Origin of the sequence: Micromonospora sp. NPDC049275 (assembly GCF_043197115.1) — a bacterium.
Lineage (GTDB): Bacteria > Actinomycetota > Actinomycetes > Mycobacteriales > Micromonosporaceae > Micromonospora.
On sequence record NZ_JBICSN010000001.1, the window covers coordinates 372,604 to 395,688 of the forward strand.

Annotated in this window: 21 protein-coding genes and 1 riboswitch; of the genes, 13 read left to right on the plus strand and 8 right to left on the minus strand. The window is 73.0% G+C overall.

What is annotated here, in order from left to right; all coding sequences use genetic code 11:
• Positions 1 to 132 precede the first annotated feature (132 nt).
• Positions 133 to 429 (plus strand): metal-sensitive transcriptional regulator, encoded by a 297-nt coding sequence (locus ACGFIE_RS01780; protein ID WP_355027247.1) that lies wholly within the window; start codon positions 133 to 135, stop codon positions 427 to 429.
• A 718-nt stretch (positions 430 to 1,147) separates the two neighbouring features.
• A riboswitch (cyclic di-AMP (ydaO/yuaA leader) is annotated at positions 1,148 to 1,278 on the plus strand.
• Positions 1,279 to 1,282: 4 nt separating this feature from the next.
• Positions 1,283 to 2,302: a coiled-coil domain-containing protein gene (locus ACGFIE_RS01785; RefSeq protein WP_393290008.1), complete on the plus strand. Its 1,020-nt coding sequence runs from the start codon at positions 1,283 to 1,285 to the stop codon at positions 2,300 to 2,302.
• Between the two features lie 57 nt (positions 2,303 to 2,359).
• Here the strand turns inward: ACGFIE_RS01785 and ACGFIE_RS01790 are convergent, their stop codons facing one another.
• Entirely contained in the window at positions 2,360 to 3,085 is a 726-nt protein-coding gene (locus ACGFIE_RS01790) for a carbonic anhydrase (RefSeq protein WP_393290010.1), read from the minus strand.
• Between the two features lie 244 nt (positions 3,086 to 3,329).
• On the opposite strand from ACGFIE_RS01790, the gene ACGFIE_RS01795 reads away from it, so the two are divergent.
• Together ACGFIE_RS01795 and mycP are read left to right on the plus strand one after the other, a co-directional pair.
• Positions 3,330 to 3,659, plus strand: coding sequence for a helix-turn-helix transcriptional regulator (locus ACGFIE_RS01795; RefSeq protein WP_393290012.1), 330 nt, complete (start codon positions 3,330 to 3,332; stop codon positions 3,657 to 3,659).
• A 186-nt stretch (positions 3,660 to 3,845) separates the two neighbouring features.
• The gene (gene mycP, locus ACGFIE_RS01800; protein ID WP_393290014.1) at positions 3,846 to 5,081 is read left to right on the plus strand and encodes a type VII secretion-associated serine protease mycosin; all 1,236 of its coding nucleotides are present in this window, start codon (positions 3,846 to 3,848) and stop codon (positions 5,079 to 5,081) included.
• An 85-nt stretch (positions 5,082 to 5,166) separates the two neighbouring features.
• Here the strand turns inward: mycP and ACGFIE_RS01805 are convergent, their stop codons facing one another.
• The 6 genes from ACGFIE_RS01805 to eccCa form a co-directional block, all read right to left on the minus strand.
• Positions 5,167 to 6,498, minus strand: a complete 1,332-nt coding sequence (locus ACGFIE_RS01805; protein WP_393290016.1) for a WXG100 family type VII secretion target — start codon at positions 6,496 to 6,498, stop codon at positions 5,167 to 5,169.
• A gap of 18 nt (positions 6,499 to 6,516) precedes the next feature.
• On the minus strand, positions 6,517 to 7,080 hold the full coding sequence (locus ACGFIE_RS01810; RefSeq protein WP_393290018.1) for a hypothetical protein: 564 nt from the start codon (positions 7,078 to 7,080) through the stop codon (positions 6,517 to 6,519).
• Between the two features lie 37 nt (positions 7,081 to 7,117).
• Positions 7,118 to 8,560, minus strand: coding sequence for a S8 family serine peptidase (locus ACGFIE_RS01815; RefSeq protein ID WP_393290019.1), 1,443 nt, complete (start codon positions 8,558 to 8,560; stop codon positions 7,118 to 7,120).
• 83 nt (positions 8,561 to 8,643) lie between these two features.
• The gene (locus ACGFIE_RS01820) at positions 8,644 to 8,922 is read right to left on the minus strand and encodes a WXG100 family type VII secretion target (protein ID WP_393290022.1); all 279 of its coding nucleotides are present in this window, start codon (positions 8,920 to 8,922) and stop codon (positions 8,644 to 8,646) included.
• Between the two features lie 25 nt (positions 8,923 to 8,947).
• On the minus strand, positions 8,948 to 9,256 hold the full coding sequence (locus tag ACGFIE_RS01825; protein ID WP_363684829.1) for a WXG100 family type VII secretion target: 309 nt from the start codon (positions 9,254 to 9,256) through the stop codon (positions 8,948 to 8,950).
• A 280-nt stretch (positions 9,257 to 9,536) separates the two neighbouring features.
• Positions 9,537 to 13,499, minus strand: coding sequence for a type VII secretion protein EccCa (gene eccCa / locus ACGFIE_RS01830; RefSeq protein WP_393290025.1), 3,963 nt, complete (start codon positions 13,497 to 13,499; stop codon positions 9,537 to 9,539).
• A 147-nt stretch (positions 13,500 to 13,646) separates the two neighbouring features.
• Between eccCa and eccD the strand changes: the two genes are divergently transcribed.
• On the plus strand, positions 13,647 to 15,065 hold the full coding sequence (gene eccD / locus ACGFIE_RS01835) for a type VII secretion integral membrane protein EccD (RefSeq protein WP_393290027.1): 1,419 nt from the start codon (positions 13,647 to 13,649) through the stop codon (positions 15,063 to 15,065).
• Between the two features lie 20 nt (positions 15,066 to 15,085).
• Here the strand turns inward: eccD and ACGFIE_RS01840 are convergent, their stop codons facing one another.
• Complete coding sequence (locus ACGFIE_RS01840; protein ID WP_393290029.1) at positions 15,086 to 16,273, minus strand: type VII secretion protein EccE; 1,188 nt, start codon at positions 16,271 to 16,273, stop codon at positions 15,086 to 15,088.
• Positions 16,274 to 16,432: 159 nt separating this feature from the next.
• Between ACGFIE_RS01840 and eccB the strand changes: the two genes are divergently transcribed.
• The 8 genes from eccB (at position 16,433) to ACGFIE_RS01880 (ending at position 23,079) form a co-directional block, all read left to right on the plus strand.
• On the plus strand, positions 16,433 to 17,974 hold the full coding sequence (eccB, locus tag ACGFIE_RS01845; RefSeq protein WP_393290031.1) for a type VII secretion protein EccB: 1,542 nt from the start codon (positions 16,433 to 16,435) through the stop codon (positions 17,972 to 17,974).
• An 87-nt stretch (positions 17,975 to 18,061) separates the two neighbouring features.
• Positions 18,062 to 18,430 (plus strand): hypothetical protein, encoded by a 369-nt coding sequence (locus ACGFIE_RS01850; RefSeq protein ID WP_393290034.1) that lies wholly within the window; start codon positions 18,062 to 18,064, stop codon positions 18,428 to 18,430.
• Positions 18,423 to 19,685 carry a WXG100 family type VII secretion target gene (locus ACGFIE_RS01855; RefSeq protein ID WP_393290037.1) on the plus strand — a complete coding sequence of 421 codons (1,263 nt, stop codon included), beginning with the start codon at positions 18,423 to 18,425 and terminating at the stop codon, positions 19,683 to 19,685. Before ACGFIE_RS01850 ends, ACGFIE_RS01855 begins: the two co-directional genes overlap by 8 nt.
• A 230-nt stretch (positions 19,686 to 19,915) precedes the next feature.
• Positions 19,916 to 20,275 carry a hypothetical protein gene (locus ACGFIE_RS01860; protein ID WP_393290039.1) on the plus strand — a complete coding sequence of 120 codons (360 nt, stop codon included), beginning with the start codon at positions 19,916 to 19,918 and terminating at the stop codon, positions 20,273 to 20,275.
• A 269-nt stretch (positions 20,276 to 20,544) separates the two neighbouring features.
• Positions 20,545 to 21,342, plus strand: coding sequence for a hypothetical protein (locus ACGFIE_RS01865; protein WP_393290042.1), 798 nt, complete (start codon positions 20,545 to 20,547; stop codon positions 21,340 to 21,342).
• A gap of 107 nt (positions 21,343 to 21,449) precedes the next feature.
• Positions 21,450 to 21,788 (plus strand): hypothetical protein, encoded by a 339-nt coding sequence (locus ACGFIE_RS01870; protein WP_393290043.1) that lies wholly within the window; start codon positions 21,450 to 21,452, stop codon positions 21,786 to 21,788.
• Positions 21,789 to 21,819: 31 nt separating this feature from the next.
• Complete coding sequence (locus ACGFIE_RS01875) at positions 21,820 to 22,227, plus strand: pyridoxamine 5'-phosphate oxidase family protein (protein WP_393290045.1); 408 nt, start codon at positions 21,820 to 21,822, stop codon at positions 22,225 to 22,227.
• A 207-nt stretch (positions 22,228 to 22,434) separates the two neighbouring features.
• The gene (locus ACGFIE_RS01880) at positions 22,435 to 23,079 is read left to right on the plus strand and encodes a C39 family peptidase (RefSeq protein WP_393290047.1); all 645 of its coding nucleotides are present in this window, start codon (positions 22,435 to 22,437) and stop codon (positions 23,077 to 23,079) included.
• Positions 23,080 to 23,085 lie beyond the last annotated feature (6 nt).

Here is a 23,085-nt window from a genome sequence, read left to right on the forward strand (position 1 = left end):
GTCTGCCAGCCTATACCCCCCAGGGGTAAGGCCGAGTCAGACCGGTGTCCGTTCACGTACCGGTACCCGGTGGGGGTATCCAGCAGGAAGCGACGTTACCATACCCCCCAGGGGTACGCTATTCTCGTCGTCATGAGCGCTCCCACCCCGATCCGCGGGTACACCGCCAGCAAGGACCAGCTGCTCGCGCGGCTCCGCCGCGTGGAGGGCCAGGTCCGAGGCATCGAGAAGATGGTCGACGACGACCGCTACTGCATCGACGTGCTCACCCAGATCTCCGCGATCCAGGCCGCGCTCGACAAGGTGGCCCTGGGCCTGCTCGACGGGCACGCCCGGCACTGCATGCACGAGGGAGCGGCCGAGGGCCGGGCCGACGAGATGGCCACCGAGATGATGGCGGCCGTAGGCCGACTCATGAAGCGCGGCTGAGCCGGCGGACCGGCCGGGCTCCCGCCGTGACTACCATTTCCCACGATGGCCCACCGGTCCCCGCCACACAGCCGGGCGCCGGCACCGCCAGGCAGCGGCGCCGGCACGTACCAGCCGGGCCCGTCGGTCACTGTGCGTGACCGCCCGTTCGTCAGCCAGCCATCCGATGCGCTCGTCACCGTGTTCGTCCGGCGGAGGTGAACCGCCCGGCCCGTCGGCACGTACCCCGCACCGGATCGTTGGGAGTCTCGCATTGGGTTCCGACCACAGCAGTTCCGCTCGACCCGCCCGGCCCGGGCATGTCGCGCCGCCGTACCCCTCACCACCGGGCTGGCCGCGGTGGTGACCGCGGCCGGGTCGACGCCGGTGCGGGGCGCGGACGCCGACGCCCTGACGCCGCGCCCCCGTGCGGACCGGACGGAGGCACCGGCCGGCCCCAGCTCCCCGCCAGCGGCTCGGCCCGACGGGCCCGATCCGGAGCGGCGTCCACCCCCATCCGCCGCCACCGCCCGGTGGCCAGAGCCGAACAGGAGCACGGATACGGCATGGTGACACTCCTCAGCGTGACCGGATCGGGCATCCGCCCTGAGAACCGCGTCACTGGTCACTCAACGCCATGGCGAAATGACACTTTTAGTGGGTATCGGGACGTAGCTCAGGCGGTGGAGTCTCGGGTAACCTCGCTGCCGGTCACCGATGAAGGCGCGCAGCGGCGCCTGCGGTGCCACCGCCCAATCGCCAACCGGCGAGCCGGGGACCCAGGCACGTGGGGTGAATCCGCGCCAGCGGTAGGGGCCACTTCCGCCCCGAACCCGTCAGCTAACCCGGTCGGCGGTCGACGGAAGGGAACATTGTGACGGCACCCCTACGCCGCTGGTTGACACCCGTGGTGGCCGTGCTCGCCGCGCTGACCGTGTTCGCCGGGCCCCTCCCGGCCCACGCCGCCCCGACGACCCCCACACCGTCCGGGCACGAGCAGGACGACGAGCCCAAGCTGCTCGACGACGTGATCGAGCAGACCAACCGGGACTACGTGGCGGCCAAGTCCAAGCTGGACCAGTCCAAGAAGCGGCAGCTCGAGCGTTCGCTGGAGGTCGAGCGGGCCAAGGCCGACCTGGCCGCGCTGGCGCCGCAGGTCGCGCAGATCGCCGCCCAGTCGTACCGGACCGGGCGCGTCGGCGCGATCGCGATGCTGCTCGAGAGCGACGCCCCGGACTCGTTCGTCCAACGGGCCGCGGCGCTCGACGAGATGAACATGGTCAACGAGAAGAAGCTCGCCGAGGTCAACGCGGTCAAGGCCCGCGCCGAGAAGGCCAAGCTGGCCCTCGACGCGGAGGTCCGCGAGCAGCAGAAGCAGACCGCCCTCATGGCGAAGGACAAGCGCGACGCGGAGAAGTCGCTCGCGCTCGTCGGCGGGCAGGGTTTCACAGGCGGCCTGGTGGACGCCACCTCGCCGGTCGCCCGGATCGGTCCGGGTCGCACCGCCGACGGTGACTGGAAGCCGCAGTCGTGCAGCGAGGAGGACCCCACCACCTCCGGCTGTGTCACGCCGCGCACCCTGCACGCGTACAAGGAGGTCAAACGGGCCGGGTTCAACCGGTTCGTCGGCTGCCACCGCAACGGTGGCCCGTACGAGCACCCGAAGGGCCGCGCCTGTGACTGGTCGTTGCAGAAGAGCGGCTTCAGCCCGTGGCACAACAACGACACCCGCATGTACGGCAACAACGTCGCCGCGTTCCTCATCCGCAACGCCGACCGCCTCGGCATCTACTACGTGATCTGGAACCGGCAGATCTGGTTCCCGGCGACCGGCTGGAAGTCGTACAGCGGGCCGTCGAACCACACCGACCACGTGCACATGTCGCTGCTCTGACCCACCGCTCAGGAGTCCGAGGGCCGTCCCGCACCCCGCGGGGCGGCCCTCGCCCTGTCAGGCGGCGGTAGCTGCCGGGGCGTCCGCGGCGCCGGGTGCGTCGACAGTCGCGGCACCCGACGGTACGGGGGTCACCGGGCGCACCACACCGGCGGCGAGCCGGTACGACATCCCCACCACCGCCAACCGTCCCTGCGCCACCTCGGCCGCCAGCACGGGCGACTGCCCGAGCAGCGTTTCGACGGTTTGGGCGATGTGGATGTCGACGATGCCGTCGATATCGGTCACGCCCTCGGCTGTTGCGCGCCGCAGGCTGGGCAGTACGGCGTCGACCACCGCGGGAAGGTGCCCCGGGGGCGCGATGCCGGTGGCGGACGCCTCGCGGGCAGCCTGCACGGCGCCGCACGAGTCGTGGCCGAGCACCACCACCAGCGGGGTGCCGAGCACGGTGACCGCGTACTCCACGCTGCCCAGCACCTCCGGGCCGGCGGTGTGCCCGGCCGTACGGACCACGAAGAGGTCGCCCAGCCCCCGGTCAAAGATGATCTCGGCGGCCAACCGGGAGTCGGAGCAGCCCACGATCACCGCGAACGGGTGCTGCCCGTCGGCCACGGCGGCCCGGTGCCCGGCGTCCTGGTTGGGGTGGCGCGGCGCTCCACTGACGAAGCGGCGATTGCCGGCGGCCAGCTCTGCGTAGGCACGGGCCGGCTCGGTCGACGTCGCCGCTCGATCGCCGACCCGCTGCGGGCCGGGCTGCTCGCCAGGCGTACCGGAACGGCTCATTCCCGCACCTCGTCTCCACGCGTTTGACCTGCTCAACAGGGTTTTCAGCCGGGCCGGCGGTGGGCGCAGGCCCGGGCTCCACGGTCACACGCACCGCAAGAGGCGTCAAGGTATGCGTGATTTAGATTTCATACGTAGAACCCGAACCGATCTCCGGCCGCAGGGACCGGGCCGGCCCGTCGGCATCTGGCCCGACACGCCGGCGGCATAGGGTGGGGCGGACAACCGGAGAGGCGGCGCCACGATGGCGAGCGCGGCGACGGCCGGAGGCGGCCGGAACTGGACGTTCCTGACCAACCATGGGCATGTGCTGCTGGCCATCGCCCGCGACCCCACCGCGCGGCTGCGCGACGTGGCGGCCGAGGTGGGCGTCACCGAGCGGGCCGCCCAGGCCATAGTCGCCGACCTGGAGGCCGGCGGTTACCTGCACCGCACCCGCGTGGGGCGCCGCAACGAGTACACCCTGAACCCCGCCGGCCGGTTCCGGCACCCCGCCGAGGCCGACCGCCAGGTGGGTGCGCTGCTCGCGCTCTTCGCCGACGCACCCGCCGACGACGTGACGTCCCAACCCTGACCGCGACCTCGCGCCGACACTGAACGCCATCGGCGCACGCCGACCCCTTCCGGCGTCCCCGTTACCCCGCCGCGCCCGGCATCGTCGCGCCTGGCTCCGAGCGGCGCCGACTTCGGGCGGCGGCGTCCCCGCCGGAACGGCGTCGGCGGGCCGCTGCCCGACGCGGCGCAGCGGTAATCTCTGCGGGTGCGCGAATGCCTGCCGCCGAGCGCGACCGAGCCGTCCCGCCGTGCCGTCCGAGCCGTCCTCAGTGGAACCCTGGCGGCTCTACTCGGCGCTGCCCTGGTGGTCCCCTCGTCCCCGGCGGTCGCGGCAGCACCCACCTGCGGCCCGGCCGGCGAGGACGGCCTGGTGCAGATGCCGTGGGCACTGCGCCGGGTGGATCCGGCCGCGGCGTGGCCACTCTCCCGGGGCGCCGGGGTGACGGTTGCGGTCATCGACTCGGGGGTCTCGGCCATCCACCCGGCCCTGAAGGGTCAGGTGCTCGAGGGGCGCGACTTCAACAACTTGCCGGCCAAACAGGGGCAGTGTGACCTCGCTGGTCACGGCACGATGGTCGCCGGCATCATCGCCGGCAAGGAGGGCACCGGGGTGCCGTTCAGCGGTGTCGCCCCGGCGGCGCGCATCCTGCCGATCCGGGTCCTGCCGGATGCCAAGGGCACCAACGACGAGGCGCTGCCGGGGCAGATCGCCGCAGCCATCGACTGGGCGGTCGACAACGGCGCCGACGTGATCAACCTGTCCCTGGTGACCCTGCCGCGAAGCGATCTGGCAGAGGCCGTCGAACGCGCCCTCGCCAAGCGGGTGGTGCTTGTCGCCGCGGCGGGCAACCGACAGGAGACCCAGGAGGACAGGCCGGCCTACCCGGCCGCGTACCCGGGGGTGATCGCCGTCGGGGGCGTGGACGAGCAGGGCGGGCACGTCGGCACCTCGGTCAGCGGCACCTTCGTCGACGTCGCCGCTCCGGGACTGAACATCATCGGCCCGGCGCCGGGTGGCTCCGGCTACCGCGCCGAGCCGACCGGCGGCACCAGCTTCGCCGCCGCGTACGTCTCGGGGGTGGCCGCGCTGGTTCGGGCCGCCTACCCGGATCTCACCCCGGAGCAGGTCGCCGACCGGTTGGAACGGACGGCGGACAACCCGCCGCAGGGGCGCAACGCCGAGGTCGGCTACGGCGTGGTCAACCCGTACCGGGCGGTGTCGAGCCTGCTGGGCACCCGCACCAACCAGCCGGTCGCCAGGCTTGCCGCACCCACCGCCGGGGCCGACCCGCTGAGCTGGCAACGCACCGTCGCGATCTGGGCCGCCGCCATCGGTGGGCTGCTCGCCGTACTGCTGCTCATCGCGCGACCGATCATGGCGCGCGGCCGCCGACGCGGCTGGCGCCCCGGCCGCCGTACCGACGAACCGGTCAACGGCTGAGCGGGCACCGCCCCGGGCGGCACGGCGATGGAACGCGGCACGGCGCTGCTGCGGTCAACCGCAGCAGCGCCGTGGCGCGAAAAGCTCAGCGCAGGATGCCGGAGGTGCCACCGCCGTCCGCGCCCCACACGTCCTCGTCCTCCTCCAGCCAGGTGTTGCGGGCGGTGTCCTCCTCGCCGTAGCCGGCGCCGTTGCCCGCCCCGGCCACACCACCGGCGCCCCGAGCACCCGCACCCCGGCCACCGGCGCCCGCCGCGCCACGCCCGGCACCGCCCCGACCGGCACCGCCGCCACCGGCGGCGCCACCCCCCATGCCGGGTGCCATGCCGCCGCCCAGCTTGCCGCCGCCGAGTCGACCACCGGCGCCCCGGCCACCGCCGCGACCGGCACCCGCCGCGCCGCCACCCATCATCGGGCCCATGCCCGGGGAGACCGCCCGACCGAGCGCGCCGCCACCCGCGAGTGCCCCGGCGCTGCCCACGCCGCCGCCACTGCCGAGCCCACCGGACGAGCCCAGGCCACCGGAGCCCAGCCCACCGCCTCCGAGGCCGGAGCCGAGGCCCGGCGAACCGCCGCCCGCACCCGCGAGGCCGCTGCTGAACTCGTCGCCCGCGCCGCCGACGCCCGGGACGCCACCGGTGCCCGGGTAGTTGCCCGTGCCGGAGTCGTAACCGCCGGAGAGATCCGGGTGGGCGCCGGAGCCGCTGGGCAGATTGCCGGTGTCCGGCATGGCGGTGGCGCCGATCGAGGGCGTGGCGCCCAGGTCGCCGGCGGACGGGCCGCCACCGAGCTTCGGCACTCCACCGCCGCCGCCCCCACCGCCACCGCCGGTGTCCAGGTCGGGGGTCTGCCTTGTCGGGGCCTGTGTGGTCTTGGGGCCGACTTCCCCCGGGGTGCCAGGCGCGATGGCCTGGTAGTCGCCGCTCACCTGTTGGAAGACCCTCGCGGCGTCCTCGGACTGGTCGTTGATCCAGTCGGCGATCGCCGTCACCGGGTCGAACCAGCCCAGGAAGTCCGGCGAGACCTTCGCCTCGAAGAAGCCGACCCCGAGGGTCAGCTTGGCGTTGCGCGCCTCCAGGACGTCGTTGACGCAGGTCGCCGGGATCGGGAAGTCGCGCTGGGCCGCGGTGAGCTTGTCGGCGGCGGTCTTGAGCGACTGGACGATGCCGGTGCCCTTCTCCGCGTCCGCCACGATCTGCCCGGTGTCCTTGGAGATCTGCGCGACGTGACCCTTGAACGCCTCGTACGCGGGGCCCTTCCAGGTCGTGCCCAGGTCCTTGATGTTGGTGTCGAGGCTCTGCTTGACGTTGTTGAGATTCTTGATCAGCTGTTCCCAGCCGAGGGCGGCGCTTGTCACGTCACCCGGCCGGCCATCGATGACGACCTTCTGACACATCTCTTCCCAGCTCAGGCCCATCTGCCGTCCTCCCCCGTCCTAGCGACCGTCGCCGTTGCCGGCCACGTCACCGAAGACACGCTGCATGTCGGCGGCGGACATCCTGTTCTGCTCCTCCGCCGTCTCGTAGTTCTGCTTGACCTGGCGCAGCGCCTCCGCCGCGTCGTACAGGTTCTGCGAGAGCTTCCGGACACCGGACTCGGTGCCCTGGTAGAGCCCCTGGTGCTTGGCGGCCAACCGGGCCGCCCAGTCGAACCCGCCGAGCGGGCTCGGCTGCCCGCCCGCTCCGCCGGCCACGCCGCTGGCCGCGCCACCCATCAGGTCCTGGATGTCGACCATGTCGTAGGAGAGCTTGTTCAGGTACGCGGCGTGGGTCTCCAGCCAGGTGATGGCCGAGTCCAGGCTTGTCGCGTCCCACTCGGTCTTGACGCCGGCCTCGCCGGGCGCGGTGACCAGACCCTTCGGCGTCTCGGCGTGGTTGACGTTGTCGATATCCAGGCCGGTGATGGCCAGACCCGACGTCGGGAACCCGCCCACCGGCACCGGGATGTAGAGGTCGTCGTTCTCGTACCGTGCCGGCTGGCCGGTCCTGTCGTCCGTCATCGGTCCCCTCCCCGAAACCCTGACTGGTGGTCTGCGCTCACTGTTGTTGCTGGTGCGGGCCGGGCGGCGGTGCCACCTGGGCCGAGCCAGGCCAGCCGGACGCTCCCGGCGGTGGCGGCGGAGCGGTAGGCGCCTGCGGATTGCCCTGCGCGGGGTAGCCGGGCGGCGGGTATCCGGGCGCAGCCTGGCCCGGCGGCGGGCCGTACCCGGCCGGTGTCGGCTGGGTGGCGGGCCAGCCGGGTGGCGGCGCGCCGGGATACGGGCCGCCGGGTGGCGGTGGGCGCCGCTTGCGGCGTCGCAGCACCACCAGCAGGACCATCAGCGCGACGATCGGCACGCCCAGACAGAGCACCACCTGGACGATCGCGCCGGTCTTGTTCGTCACTCCGAATTCAACGGCGGGACCGTCGTCGTCGCCGGGCCGCGCGGCGGCACCGCCGGGGCGGGTCGGGCTAGCAGCCGCGCCCTCCGTCAGCGGGTTCGCCGTCACGGGGGGCACGGACCGGGTCAGCGCGGCCATCAGGTCGACAGTGCCGAAGCCGAACTGTGGGTCACGGCCGGACGGCCCGGCGTCGCGAGCGGTCTTGATCAGCCGGTTGATGACGTTGACCGCGTCGAGCTTCGGGTACTCGGAACGGATCAGCGCCACCACCCCGGAGATGATCGCGGCAGACATACTGGTCCCGCTGCTCACCGAGTAGCCGTTCGGTGACAGTCCTTTGGGCGCCGGACCGATGATGTTCTCCATCGGGCCGGCGATCACCGTCTCGGGGCCCTGCACCGAGCCGGCGAAGAAGCGACCCCGCTTGTCGAACCCGGAAACGGCGATGACGCCGGGGATGTTGGCGGGCGAGGTGACCTGTCGATCACCCTGTTCAATGTTGCCGGCGGAGGCCACCACCACGACGTTCTTGCTCAAGGCATAGTTGATGGCGTCCACCAGATCTGGGGGAGCCGTCCTGATGCCACCGCCGACGGACAGGTTGATGACGTCGGCCCCGTTGTCCGCCGCCCACCGGACACCCAGGAGCACATCCTGGTCGTTGAACGTGGCACCCATCGAGACCGGAAGGATCTTCGCGCCCGGCGCGATGCCCAGCTCGTGCATCGCGCCACCGCCGCGCCCGGCGATGATGCCGGCCATCCAGGTGCCGTGCCCCTTCACCTTGTCGTCGTCACGCCTGCCGTCCACGGCGGCCGCGGCGCTGGTGCCGTGCCCCGCCAGCACCTGGCCGCGCAGGTCGGGATGGTTGGCATCCACACCGCTGTCGATGACGGCGACCACGACACCCGCGCCCTTGGTGATCTTGTGGGCGGCGGGGACCTTGAGGTAGTCCAGGTACCACTGGAGGCCACGGACGGTGTCAGCGGCCTGAGCCGGCGGCGGCGCGACAGTCACCGCGGGGGTCAGCGCGGCGCACAACGCCAGCGCGGCCGCGGCCGCGGCCCGTGTCGATCGGAAAGGCTTCCCCGTACGCATCGCTCTCCCAGCACCTGTGCCGACGCCAACACAATGCGGCTCCGGCCCGGTCGAGCCGGACCGGAGCCGCATCGGTGATTGTCTCAGCCCCACACCTTGGAGTTGCTCATCTCGGTGGAGACGTAGTTCTCGCGGGCGATGCCGACGGCACCACCGATCTCGTTCAGGATCTTGTTGATGTCCCGAACTGACGAGTCCCACTTCGCCTGGTGCTGCTCGTAGGCGGTGCGGTCCTCGCCCTCCCACTCGAGCTTGGACAGCATCGACCGCAGCGTGTCCAGCTTCTCGTCGATGGTCTTCGAGATCGCCTGCATCTGCTGGTTGCTGCTCTCGAGGACCGCGTAGTCAACCTTGATCGTCACGACTTCCTCCTCTGCTGGCTACGGATCACGGGTTGAGAGCAGAGTGGAACTTGTCCAGCATCTGCTGCTGCTCTTCGTCGTTGACCTGGTGCGTCGTACCCGACTTGTCGAGCAGGTCCGCGATGCTGTCCATCGCGGTCAGCAGGTTGCCGGTGTCTTCGCTCCAGCGCTGCATCAGCGACTGGAAGCCCGTGGATGCCTGACCCTTCCACGCCATGGCCAGGTCGTCGACTACGTTCCACAGCTTCTTCAGCTCGCCGTCGACCTCGCTACGCGTGGACCGCACGTCACTCGCGGCGGTATGGAGAGTCGCAGCTTCGACCTCGAACGCCATGCTTCACACCCTTCCGTCATGTTGTGTGGCGGCGGCTTTGCCGCGCCCCTCCCCCGCGGCAAGGCAGCAACACCCCACCGACGGACACTCCACCTGAGACCGTAGCGGAATCTGTCCAGCCATCGCAGCCCTGACCGGCCACGATCGATGGATGGCGGTGAATCGCGTCGTTTGTGCCACCCGTTCGGACGGGATTCCGACCCGAACGGGTCCGGGATCGCGGCGTCGCCACCGTCGACACCGGACGGTCCCACCCCACGAGCCGGCCCCGAACGCTCGGTCAGGCCGGCTCGGACCAGGCGGTCTGGATCAACTGCTGACCGTCGCGCCGACGGACGAGCGTGCCCCGACCGGGTGGCTGCGGGCTCGGACGCAGCGTGCCGAAGACCGCGCCCTCCTCCCGGTTGCCGGACATCAGCAGGCCGGGGGAGTCCAGTTCGCGTAGCCGTTGCAGCACCGGCTCGTAGAGCGCCCGGGACACCCCGCCGACCCGACGCGTGACGATCAGGTGCAGACCGATGTCCCGGGCCTGCGGCAGCAGCTCGTGCAGGGCACTCAGCGGGTTGCTGCCACCGGACGCCACCAGGTCGTAGTCGTCCACCAGGATGTACAGGTCCGGGCCCTTCCACCAGCTGCGGTCCCGCAGTTGGGCGGTGGTCACGTCCGGACCGGGCAACCGGTTGGACAGCGCGCTGCGGATCGAGCCGAGCCCCTGCGCGAACGCCTGGTTGGACGGCGCGTAGTCGAGCAGGTGATCGCCCTCCACCGCGCCCAGCAGCCCCCGCCGGTAGTCGGCGATCACCAGCCGCGCCTGGGCCGGCGTGTACCGCTCGGTGATGCCCCGGGCGATCAGCCGCAGCAGGTTGGTCTTGCCGCACTCGGCGTCGCCGAACACCGTCAGGTGCGGCTCGTTGGCCAGGTCCAGGTAGACCGGCGCGAGCGCCGACTCGTTGACGCCGATCGGCAGACCGGGCGCCGACCGGTCGATGATGCGGGCCAGCTCGGACACCGGCAGCCGGCGCGGCAGCAGCCGCACCTTCGGCGCCGGACGCCCCGGCCAGTTCGCCGCCACGTGCCCGGCCAGCGCCACCGACGCCTCGCTCAGATCCTCGATGTCGCGCCGACCGTCGATCCGCGAGATGGCGGTCAGGAAGTGCAGCTTGTCCCGGGTCAGGCCGCGACCGGGTGACTTCTCCGGCACGTTCATCGCCGAGCGCCTGTCGATCTCGGACTCCGCCGCGTCGCCCAGGCGCAACTCCAGCTTGGTGCCGAGCAGATCGCGCATGTTGATCCGGATTTCCGCCCAGCGCACCGCCGTGAGCACCACGTGCACCCCGAAGCCGAGACCCCGGTTGGCGAGCGTCGTGATCGTCTGCTCCAGCTCCTCGTAGTCCTGGCGCAGCGTGTTCCAGCCGTCGACCACCAGGAACACGTCGCCGAACGGGTCGTCGGCGAACTCACCGGCGGCCCGGCGACGGCGGTAGCTCGCCACCGAATCGATGCCGTACTGGGCGAAACGCGTCTCCCGCTCGTCCAGTACGGCGACGACCTCGGCCACCGTGCGGCGCACCGCCTCGACGTCGCGCCGGCCGGCCACTCCGGCCATGTGCGGCAGGCGCTCCAGGCTGCGCAGCGCGCCACCGCCGAAGTCCAGACAGAAGAACTGCACCTCGCGCGGCGTGTGGGTGAGCGCCAGCGAGGCCAGCAACGACCGCAGCATGGTGCTCTTGCCGCTGAGCGAGCTGCCGACGATGACCACGTTGCCGCCCGCGCCGGCCAGCTCGACCATCATCGGGTCACGGCGCTGCTCGTACGGGCGGTCCACGACGCCGACCGGCACCGTGAGGCGACCCCGGCCCGCCCAGGACGCCGTGCAGAGCCCGTAGGTCGGGTCGACGGCCAGCGGCCCGAGCAGCTCGCCCAGGCCCGGCGGGTCCGCCAGCGGCGGCAGCCACACCTGGTGCGCGGGGCGGCCCCGACCCTTGAGCTGATCGATCAGGACGTCCAGCATCGCGACGGCCTTGCCGTCGGCCGGCTGCTCCGGCTCCGGCACGGCGTCCACCGCCACCTGCGGGGCCTGCGCCGGGATGAAGTCGACGCCGTACGGCACGATCCGGCGCTGCACCAGGGCCTGTGACGCGGTGACCTGCTGGCCGGGCGCCCGGTACGGCCCCGAGACGTACGCGGCCCGGAAGCGCAGCATCGTGCTGGTGTCCGTCTTCAGGTAGCCGTGCCCGGGAGCGTTCGGCAGCTCGTACGCGTCCGGCACGCCGAGCACGATCCGGCTCTCCACTGCCGAGAAGGTCCGCAGACCGATCCGGTACGACAGGTGGGTGTCCAGGCCGCGCAGCTTGCCCTCCTCGAGGCGCTGCGAGGCCAGCAGCAGGTGGACACCGAGGGACCGGCCCAGCCGGCCGATCATCACGAAAAGGTCGATGAAGTCCGGCTTCGCGGCCAGCAACTCGCTGAACTCGTCACAGATGATCAACAGGCTCGGCATCGGCGCCAACGGCTCACCGGCCGCCCGGGCCTTCTCGTACTCGAAACGGGACACGTAGTTGCCCGCCGCGCGCAGCAGCTCCTGCCGGCGCACCATCTCACCGGCCAGCGCGTCACGCATACGGTCGACCAACGGCAGCTCGTCAGCCAGGTTCGTGATCACCGCGCTGGTGTGCGGCAGCGCGTCCAGCGAGGCGAACGTCGCCCCGCCCTTGAAGTCCACCAGGACGAAGTTCAGCTCCTCCGACGAGTGGGTCACCGCCAGCGCGGCCACCACCGTACGGAGCAGTTCGCTCTTGCCGGAGCCGGTCGCGCCGATGACCAGACCGTGCGGGCCCATTCCCTCGTGCGCCGACTCCTTGAAGTCCAGTTCGACGACGTTGCCGTCCGGGCCGACGCCGAGCGGGATGCGCAGCCGGTCCCGGTGACCGCGCGGCCGCCAGGTCTGGTGCACGTCCACGGCGGCGGCATCGCCGACGCCGAGCAGGTCGGGCAGCTCCGTGCTGCGGGCCAGCGGCTCCTCGTTGCTGGCCTGCTGCTGCGACAGGCGGTACGGCGCGATCTGCCGGGCCAGGCCCTCGGCGGCCTCGGCGGTGAGCCGGTCGGGCCGCCCGAGCCGCGACGACGAGCTGCCCCGGATCAGGTCGAGGGTGCTGCCGTCGCCCACGTCCAGGCAGAGCAGCCACCGGCCGGCGTCGCGCGGCACCGTCCCGGAGAGGTCGATCAGGGTGACGCCGAGCAGGCCCTGGCCCACCAGCTGACAGGTCGGGGAGATCTCGCCCCCGTCGACCACCACGACCAGGTGTGGCGCGGTGGTCAGCGCCTTGGCCTCGGGGGCGAACCGGGGTCGCCCGGCCAGGTCGGCGGCGAGAGACTCCTCGGCCTCGGCCAGGCTGGCGAAGACCAGCCGGCGCGCGCCTGCGGCATCCGTCCGACCGGCGTGGTGGGCGTGGGGTAGCCACTTCACCCAGTTCCAGGTCGACTGCCGGTCGGGCGCGGCGACAACGGCGACGACCAGGTCGTCCGGGGCGTGGAAGGTCGTCAGCTGGCCCAGGGCCGCCCGGGTCAGGTCGAGCACCGGCTCCCGGTCGCCGCGCAGCACCACCCGGCTGAAGGCGCGCACCGACAGCGCGGTCGGCAGGTCGGGCACGGTGGTGTGTGCACGCACGAACCGACGCAGCGCGATGGCGCTCATCGGCTCCAGGTCCTCCACCGGCTTGGTCTCCGGGGGAACGATCTCCACGGCCAGCCGCTGCGGGCCGAGCGCGATCCGGGTCTCACCGAAGTCGGGTTCGGTGATCCGCCGCTCCCACAGCCGGCGGGACGCGGCGATCGACCACAGCGCGTCGGGCTCGGGGTGCCGCCAGTTCATCGCGTCCCGCTGCTGGGCCGCCGCCCGCCGGGTGCGCTTGCGCATCTGCGCCAGGTAGCGCATGTAGTCGCGGCGGTCGGCGTTCAGCTCGGCCTTGTCGTTGCCGCCGTTGCTGAGCGAACCGATGGCCATGCCGAGCATCGACACCCCGAACAGCCCACCGGCGACGTACGTCATCATGCCGCCGCCCCGGCCGGCGTAGAGGAACGCCATCGCGCCGACGCCGCAGACCATCGGCAGGATCATGAGCAGTTGCCCCATCCCGCGGGGCGTCGGCTCGGGTAGCTCGGGCGGGGACTCCAGCACCACCTCGCCGCGCGGCAAGGCCGGCCCCGGCTGGCGCGGGAGTCGGCGGAACACCACCGTGCTCACGGCTGTCTCCTCCCCAGAAGCGGCCCTGCTGTCGTGCCGACGCGACTCGAAGCCCGCGGGTGGGCACTGTACGTGCCCGCCATCGTAGGTAATCTCCCGTGGGCGCGGTGCACCCGCACCGCGGCACTGCGGGCCCGATGATCGTAGATGGACACCCAGGAGGCCACTGTGGCGACGAAGACGGCGACCGGTGGCCTGAGCCGGATCACCATTGTGGCTCCTCGTACCCGGATGGATCTGGCCCTGCCCTCGGACGTACCGATGGCGGACCTTCTGCCCACCCTGCTGCGCTACGCCGGGGAGGACCTGGCCGACGACGGGGTGCGGCACGGCGGCTGGGCGCTGTCCCGGCTGGGTGGCGCACCTCTGGACGGCGGTCGTACGGCCGCGCAGCTCGGTGTCCGCGACGGCGAGGTGTTGTACTTCAATCCCCGGTCCGCGACCGCTCCGGAGATCGTCTTCGACGACGTGGTGGACGCGGTCGCGACCGCGACCACCCAGCGACCGGGTTCCTGGCAGGTCGGTGCGACCCGTTCGTTCGCGGTGCTGTTCGCCGCGGCGGCGTTCGGCGCCGGCGCCGTGGCGGCGCTGTTCACCGGCCCTCCCCACCTGCCCGGCGCTCTGTCGGCCGCGCTGGTCGCGGTGGCGCTGCTGGTCGGCGCGGCGGTGCTCTCCCGGGCGGCGGGTGACACCCGGACGGGCTCGGTGCTGGCGATGGTCGGGCTGGTGTACGCGGGCACCGGCGGCCTGCTGCTGCTCGCCGGTGACCGAAAGCTGACCGAGCTGGCCAGTCCGCACGTTCTTCTCGCGGCCACCGCCGTGGTCGTCGCCGGGGCCGTGGCGGTGTTGGCCGTCGGTGACCGGTACCCGCTCTTCTTCGCCGCGATCGGGGTGGGCGCGGGGATGGGTCTGGGCGCGCTGCTCTGCCTGGTCCTCGGCATCGACGCCGCGGCCGGGGCCGCGGTGGTGGCGGCTGTCGCGTTCGGCGTGGTGCCGGCGCTGCCGATGGTGGCCTACCGGCTGGCCCGACTGCCGGTGCCGTCGATCCCGACCGGCCCGGACGACCTGAAGACCGACAGCGAGTCGGTGGACGGGCGGCAGGTGCTCGAGCGGAGCGACCGGGCGGACCAGTTCCTGACCGGTCTGCTGTGGACGGTGTCGGTGCTGGTGCTCGGCGCGCAGCTCGTGCTGGCCCTGGACGGCAGCCTGGCGGCGGTACTGCTGTGCCTGGTGCTGGCCCTGCTGTCGATGCTGCGGGCGCGGCCGCTCCTGGGTCGGGCCCAGCGCGTTCCGGTGCTGCTCACCGGCACCGTCGGTCTGGGCCTGGCCGCCGCCGCCACCTTCGCCGGTGGATCGCTCCCGGTCCGGCTCGGTCTGATCCTCGGCGGCCTGCTGCTGGCGGCCATGGTCAGCCTGATCTACGGCCTGACCGTCGCCGGCAAGCGCATCTCGCCGGTGTGGGGCCGCCTGCTCGACATCGTCGAGATCATGCTGATCATCGCGCTGGTGCCGCTCGCCTTCTGGGTCTGCGGCCTGTACGACTGGATCGTCAACCTGCGGCCCTGACCGTCGGGGCCACCGCGACGTCAGCGGGGCTGCCGGCCTCCGACGCCGCCCAGCGTCGACGCGACAGGCGCGCTGGCGTAGACGCCCGGGGCGTGCTGCCCGTCCAACGGCCGGGCCGGCGTGCCGGCGCGGTGTGCGACATCCCGGACGACCTTGACCAGCGCCTCGACGTGGTTGTCCATGGCCGCGACCCGGAGCAGAGGCGCCGCCACGCGCCCGTCGGGCGACACCGCCGCGGCCACCGTGTGCGAGGGGGCCGACGTGGCGGTGATGGCGTCCACCAAGGGACCGAGCGGCGCGTCCGGCCGACCCCGCAGGGTCAGGCAGCGGTGCGTCCAGCCGCCGCCGCGCAGCCCACGCCAGTTCTCCGTCGGCGGCTCCGGCACCAGGTCCAACCCGGCTGCCGACACGACCGCGGCGCGCAGCTCGTCGCGACCCAGCGGGCGGTGGGCCAACCCGGCCGCCGTCAGCGCCTTGCCCAATCGGCCGATCCCGGCGGCCAACGTCCGATGGACGCCGGGCAGCCCACCGCCCCGGCTCACCGTCTCGACCCGGGCGTCCGCGACCGTGAGCCGCAGCGCCACCCAGACGGTCCGGTGCGCCGCCGGCGGCGCACCGGGGGCCGGGTACCAGACCAGGGTGTGCGCGACCACCTGGGTCCTGGACACCGGGGCCGTGAAGTCGGCGAGCACCCGCAACGCGTGATCGACTGTCGACGCCTCCACCGAGCCGACCGCGGCGCCGGTGACAGGTTGCAGCGCGACCGCGGCGAACCAGCCCTGGTCGTCCTGCCCGATGCCGAGCCGGGTGCCCCGGTCGGTCAACTCGATGACGTCCAGCTCGGGCGCGAGCGCGGCCAGCCGGGGATCCACGGCGGTGCCGCCGGCCAGCGCGGCCGCCGCCCGTTCGCGACGGAGACGCAGCCGGCGACGCAGCAGCACGTCGTCGAACCACCAGCGACCGCCACGGCGGGCGAACGCGGCAACCACGACGGCCAGCGCCAGGACGGCCACCGTGGCCAGCAGCCAGCTCGGACCGGCCGTCGCGGCCCAGACGGCGACGGCACAGACCTCGAGGACGACGAGCTGGCCGACCAGCACCGGACCGATACGACCCCGGCCCGGCCGGTCGGCCGCCGGGGTGGCCCGTGCCGGGATGTCGGACGGCCCCGTGACCGCTCGGGCGGGTGGCGCCTGAACCTGCGTCATCGCTGACTGTCCCTCCTGGACGGTACGGCCCTGTGCCGGGTCTGCCCGGCACCGATCCGGCGGCGGCCCCGAGGACCCGCCGTCGGACCCTTATCGTAGGGAAGCCCGCGACGGCACCCCGAGGACATCGTCGCGGATCCACCCCGCCGGAGGTAAGTCATGCGGACCCGCCGCGATCAGGTGCAGGCGTACCGCTTCGTCACCCGTCGGATCGTCTCCGCGCTCATGTCGGGCGATCCGGAGACGACCAACCTGCCGATGCGTCGGCTCGGCATGGCGGTCTTCGGCAGTGTGATCGCCGCGGCGGTGGTGCTCGGCGGCGTGGGCGCGTACGGCCAGTTGACCGGGAACACCGCGCCGCTGGAGGAGAACACGCTTGTCATCGAGCGGGAGACCGGCGCGACGTACGTGTTCGCCGAGGGGCAGCTGCACCCCACACTCAACTACACCTCGGCACGGCTGATCCTGAACGTGCCCGACCCCGCGGTACGCACCATGTCGCAGGCCGCGCTGCGCGACAGGCCACGTGGCCAGACCGTCGGTATCGTCGGCGCGCCCGACGCGCTGCCCGACCGCAAGTCGTTGACCGGTCTGCCGTGGTCGGTCTGCGACGTGCCCGACCCGACCGACCCGCGCCACTCCACCACCCGCGTCGTGATCGACCGCGCGCTGCCCGGTGGCACGCCGCTCGGCGACCGGGCGGTACTGGTCACCGTGGACGGTCAGCGGCACCTGCTCACCGGCAACTCCCGGCTCGAGGTGCGCGGCGGTGACCAGGCGGTCGCCGCGCTGCGGATGACAGGCACGGCGCCGCTGCCGGTCGGCCAGCAACTGCTCAACGCCGTACCGGCCGGGCCGCCGCTGCGCAAGCCGTCACTGCCCGGGATGGGCGACCGGAGCGGCCTGAGCGTCGCCGACCGACCCGCAACCATCGGTCAGGTCTTCCAGGCGGCGGGGCAGCACTACGTACTCGCACGGGAAGGGCTCGTCTCGATCAGTGAGATCACGGCCCTGCTGCTCATCAGCGGCGGTGGTCAGATCACCGACATCACGCCGGACCAGGCCGGTCGACTGTTGACCGAGCAACGGGTGGACGCGGACGGAATGCCCCGGACGCTGCCCACCCTGTACCAGGCCCGGGCCGGGCAGACACTGCTCTGCGCGACGTACCGGGCCGGCACCGGCGGTGGTCCTCCGACCACCACCCTGGAGGTCTTCGACCGTGCTCCGGCGGAGCTGACGGCGAACGAGCCCGGCTCGGTGCCGGTGCGCCAGACCAACCGGGACGCGCTCCGCACGGCCGAGTCGGTGCTGCTGCCCGGCGGCAAGGGCGTACTGGCCCAGGCCGCGCCCGGCGCCGGCACCGGCGGGTCCGGCGCCGCCGGTGCGACCGTCTACCTGATCAGCCCGCAGGGCGTCCGGTACCCGCTCGGTTCCGCCGAGACACTGGGGGCGCTCGGCTACGAAGGGGTCACCCCGCTGGCGGTGCCCGGCTCGCTGCTCGCGTTGATCCCGACCGGGCCGACCCTGGACCTGCAGGACGCGCTGGTGCAGTTCGCGCCCGGTGACGCGCCGGCGACCGCGTCCGTGCCACAGCCGACGTCATCCACTCCGGCCGCCGACGCCCCGGGCACGGGCGCCCCGACGAACGGCGGCACGGGCGGCGGGCTGCCCGCGGCATCGATCGGCGCCGACGACTGAGCCGTTCGGACGGGTCGCCCCGGGTCGCGGCCGTGCACTAACCTGGTTTCGCTGACGGTTGTCAACCAGAACGACGGGGATGTTGCCATGACCGGCCGTACGGAAGTCGACCCGCTGTCCCTTGAGGACTTCCACCAGCACCTGGCATCGCGGCTGAGTCAGGCCGAGTCGGTGCTACGCAAGCTCAACACCGAAATGCAGTGCAGTCCACCCGCGCTGGGCGCGTTCACCGACGCCACCCAGAATTCACGCCGCTACAGCGAGGTTCACCAGTCGTACGTGGATCAGGCCGAGCGACTCCGGCAGGCCGTGCAGGCCGCGCAGCAGGCGACCAGCACCATCCTGGCCAACTACCGCACCGCCGAGGCGCGTAACGCGGCCAACGCCACCGACATCACGGCCACGCTGACCGGTGTCGACCGGGCGCTGCAGCCGAAGGGGGACGGGCGTGTCTGAGTACACCCAGCGTTACGAGGGCAAGAGCCACCGCGAGCTGTACGACGCGGTGATGGCCGGCAATCCGGAGCAGATCGACGGGATCGCCGCCCAGTGGGCCGCCCTCAAGGGCATCCTGGACGGCCTCAGCCGGGAGTTGAGCGGCGACCTCGACAAGCTCGGCAACACCTGGACGGGCTCGGCAGGTCGGGAGTTCCAGCGGCGGCTGTCCCTGATCGTCGACCACTCCGACGCGCTGGGCGAGGGCATGGCCGGCGTCAAGCAGGGCCTCACCATGATGGCCGGCCAGCTGCGCACCGCGCACAAGCAGGCCGAGAGCCCGGAAGAGACCGACGACAACGACCAGGCCGTCTCGGGCGCGCTCAAGGGTGCCGCCTTGGGCGTTCCGGGCATCGTGGTCGGAGGCTTCCTGGGCCACCAGCAGGACAAGGAAGAGCAGGAGAAGGCACACCAGCGGATGGTGAACGTGGTGGCCGAGCTGGCCGCCGGCTACGACCTGTCCGCCTACGACCGGGTGGTCGACCCGCCCCACCCCCACCCGGACACTCCGCAGACGACCAACAACGATCGGCCGACACCGCGCAGCGGCCCGGCCACCACCACGCCGTCGGCCGCTCCGACCGCCACCGGCCTGACCGCGCACACCGGCGGCGCGACCATCGCGACGCCCGACGGCGTGGCGCCCCCGCCGGCCGGCGGGGGTGGTTCCATCCCCGGCCAGAACGCCGGCAGCTCGGTCGTCGTCATCGGGCCGGAGGGCGCCGCCAGCGGCGTCGAGGGCAGCACCACCTCCCTCGCCAGCGCGGACCCGGCGCTCGGCGGGGCGGCCGGCCTGGCCGGCCTGGCCGGGCTGTCCGGGTCGACCGCCGTGGCCGCCAGCGCCGCAAGCGGCTCGAGCCCGCTCTTCGGGGCACCGGCCGGTGGGGTGCTGAGCACCTCCACGCTCGCCGGGTCGAGCAGCACGCCCACCACGGCGGCCCGGCCGACCGGTGGCGCTGCCGCAGCCGAGAGCCGTTCCGCCAGTGGCGTCGGGCGCAGCGTCGACGGTCGTCGCGGTGAGCCCGGTCGGGCGGCCGGCGGACGCCAGGGCCTGGCGGGCAACGGCCGGGGCGCCAACCGCCCCGGGGTGCTCGGCGGGCACGGTCGCCCCGAGGACGACGAGTCCGACGAGCGGCTGACCTGGCTGACCGAGGACGAGATGGTGTGGCGGGACGCCGGGGACGAAGCGCCGCCGGTGCTCGGCACCGCCGGCTGACCGACCGACGGCGCTCGGCACCGCCGGCTGGCCCGTCGGCGGCCGGTGCCGCACGAGATCCTCGAATGACCCCTGCCGCCTGCTGCGGCAGGGGTCATCGTGGTTCGGCTCCCGGGCACCCGGCGCGGCCACGGGCCTGCACCGTCCACAGTGTCGACGGTGGTGGCGGTCACCCCGATCGCGCCGGCCGGGGTGCTGCGCCACACCGGCTCGGGCGATAGGTTGGTCGGGTGTCGTCCGCAGCCCTGGTCCGCCCAGCCCGGTGGGCCGTGCTGCGGTCATTGCGGGAGCTGACCCGCCTGGCGGTCACCGCGCTGGTGCTCGCGGTCGGTCTCGGCGGCGCCCTCGCCGCCACGCCGCCGTCCGCCCAGGCGCAACTACGGCCCAGCGCCGTCAGCAGCCGCGTGGACGCCGTTCGACCCGAGGCTGTCGCGGCCACCGAGCGTACGAGCCAGCCGGCCGAGCCCCGGCCGAGCAGCGAAGCCGTCGTCGCCACCCCGACCGGCCCGGTCCTCGCGGGCGCGGAGCACGCGCCGGCCGTTGCGCCCGGTCGCGGCGCCCCTCCCCGACGCGGCCCTCCCACCAGCTGACCCCAGGCCGTCCGGCCACCCGACGCTCCCCGTGACCCGGCTTCGGGTCGTGCGTCCGGGTGCCCGGTCGCCGCCGCCGTGCGACCCGCAGCCAGACCCGATCCGGCTCGTGAGATCCCGCCCGGCCGCGATCGACCCGAGCCTCGGGCGGCCATCCGCAGCTCACCCCGACCACTCGGAGCCCGGCGCGTCGACACCAGTCGAGCGACCGGCCCGGTGCCGTCAGGACCCATCCGTCGATACCGTCGTTCGACCGCGAGGTGCTGATCATGCAGACCGTCCTCTCCGCCGTCCTGCCCGACATGCCCCGGGCCGCCGCCATCTGGCTGAGCCTCCTCGGGGTCGTTGTGGTCGCCGTCGCCGCGCTCCTGCTGCGACCCGGCCGGTTCCGCCTCGACCCGGCCGCCCGGATCCGCGACGCCGCCATGCCCAGCCAGCTCGAACAGGCCCATAAGGAGCGGGAGCAGAGCCGCTACGCGCAGGAGATCGCGGTGGCCGCCGAGCGCGCCACCACCACCGCCCAGCGCCGACGGGCCGAGTGGGTGGCCGCGCAGGAGACCGTCGAAGCCGCCTGGGAGGCACTGGAGGCGGCCGAGACCGGCGTACGGCGACTCGGCGCGGCGGCCGCGATGCCGCTGCCGCACACCGCCCGGACCCCTGCCGAGTACGCCGACCGCGAGCGCTACCTGCACCGGGCCGCGCTGGACGCGTACTGGCGGCGGGAACTGTCGGTGGAGCAGCTCAGCGACGTCTTCGCGCACCGCGACGGCTGGGACCCGCGGCTGCACCCCGTCGAGCAGGAACTCGTGCTGCAGCGGGCGATCCGCGACAACCTGGCGGCCCGGCACGTCGTCGCCCAGGAGCGGGAGCAGGCGGCCTGGCGGGCCGCGGAGCTGGCCGTGGCGGCGGCTCGCAGCCTCCGCGAGGAGGCCCACGCGGCGACCGGACGGCGGGTGGCGGAGTCGGCGTCGGTGCTGCCGCTCAGCGAGGTCCTCCGGCCCTCGGCCGAGCAGACCCGGGAGAACACGGTGGTCGCTCGCGGTCGGGCCGCGGTGCCGGCGTTCTGACGCCTGCGGCGGCACGCGTCCCGACCGCAGGGACAGCAGCACGCCGTGCCCGGCGGGCGGTTCGGCAGCAGCGCGCCGGGCCGGCGCTTGTGGGTTAGCGTGACGCCATGTCCCGACAGGCGTGGGTCCTCGTGGTGATCGCCGGCATCCTGGCGATCGCCACACTGGTCGGCGCGGTGGTGCTGGCGGTACGCCTGGTGCGTACGAGGCGGCTGCTGACCGGGCTCGGCGCGGGCGGCAAGGTGGCCTTCTACGGAGCGCTGGTCTACACGATCTTTCCGGTGGACATCCTCCCGGATCCGATCTACCTGGACGACATGGGCGTTCTGGCCGGCGCGCTGATCTACCTCACCCGGCTCGTGCACAAGCGCCGGGCGGCCGGCCGTCGCCTGCCCGGGCAGCCGGACGCGCCGCCGGAACCGAACCGCGCCCGCTCCGTACGATGATCAGGGTTGGCGCACAGGACGGGGGACGGACGTGGCGGGCGATCATCGGCTGGACATCCGCGACGACCGGGTCGCCGCCTTCTGCGCGGAACGGCACCTGGCGACGCTTACCACCCTGCGTGCCGACGGCACCCCGCACGTGGTGCCGGTCGGGGTCACCCTCGACACGGCTGCCGGGTTGGCCCGGGTGATCACCTCCGGCACGTCCCGCAAGGCGCGACAGGTGGCCGCCGCCGGCGACACGGGCACTCCGGTGGCCGTCTGCCACGTGGACGGCCGCCGCTGGTTGACGATCGAGGGCCGAGCGGTGCTCCGGTCGGATCGCACCGCGGTGGCGGAGGCGGAGCGCCGCTACGCCGAGCGATACCGGACACCGCGCCCGAATCCGGAGCGTGTGGTCATCGAGATCACCGTGACCGGGCTGCTCGGAAGCCTCTGACCTGACGTCCGTTACGTGGCCGTCTGACCGCTTCGGCGTCGGAGCCCACACCTGCGGAATCCCGCACCGCCGGCAGCCGTTACACCTGGCTACGACGCCCGGACCGGCAGCCGGCGGTGGAATGCCGCCCGGAGCAGGGCCGTTACGTCCCCGGTACGCACGGCCGAGACCGCCACGGAGGCGGCACCCCCGAACGGAGACTCGACCATGAACCCGATCGTGCAGAAGAGTGGCCTGTCCGTCGTCGGCCTGCTGGTCGCCGGCGGTTGCGCCCTCGGCCCCGCCGTCGCCGCGCAGGCGGCCCCCGCGCACGCCGCCCCGTCCTCGTCGAGCCAGACCAACCGCAGCGCCGAACGGATCCTCGACGTCGACTACCAGGCCCAGCCGAACTTCTTCTACTGCGGCCCGGCCGCGACCCGGATCGCGCTCTCCGCGCAGGGCAAGGCGCTGTCCCAGGACGAGGTGGCCAAGCGGCTCGGCACCACCGAGGCCGGCACACCGTCGGCCCTGGACACCACACGCGTGCTCAACGAGCTGACCGGCGGTCGCTACCGGACCACCGAGATCCGTGACTCGGTGGCCCGCCCCGACCAGGTCGAGCAGCTGCGCCGGGACGTGCTGGCCGCGATCGACGCCGGTCGTCCGGTGGTGGCCAACATCAAGGGCACGACAGTGGACACCGACGGCAACCCGCACTCGTACGAGGGCGGCCACTACCTGACGCTCGTCGGCTACCGCGACGGTGGGGACACCATCCGCGTCGCCGACCCGGCCGACCCGGCGCTGGGCGAGTACTGGATGAGCCTGCCGAAGGTCGCCAACTGGATCGCCGAGCGCGGCTACTCCTCCTGATCCGAC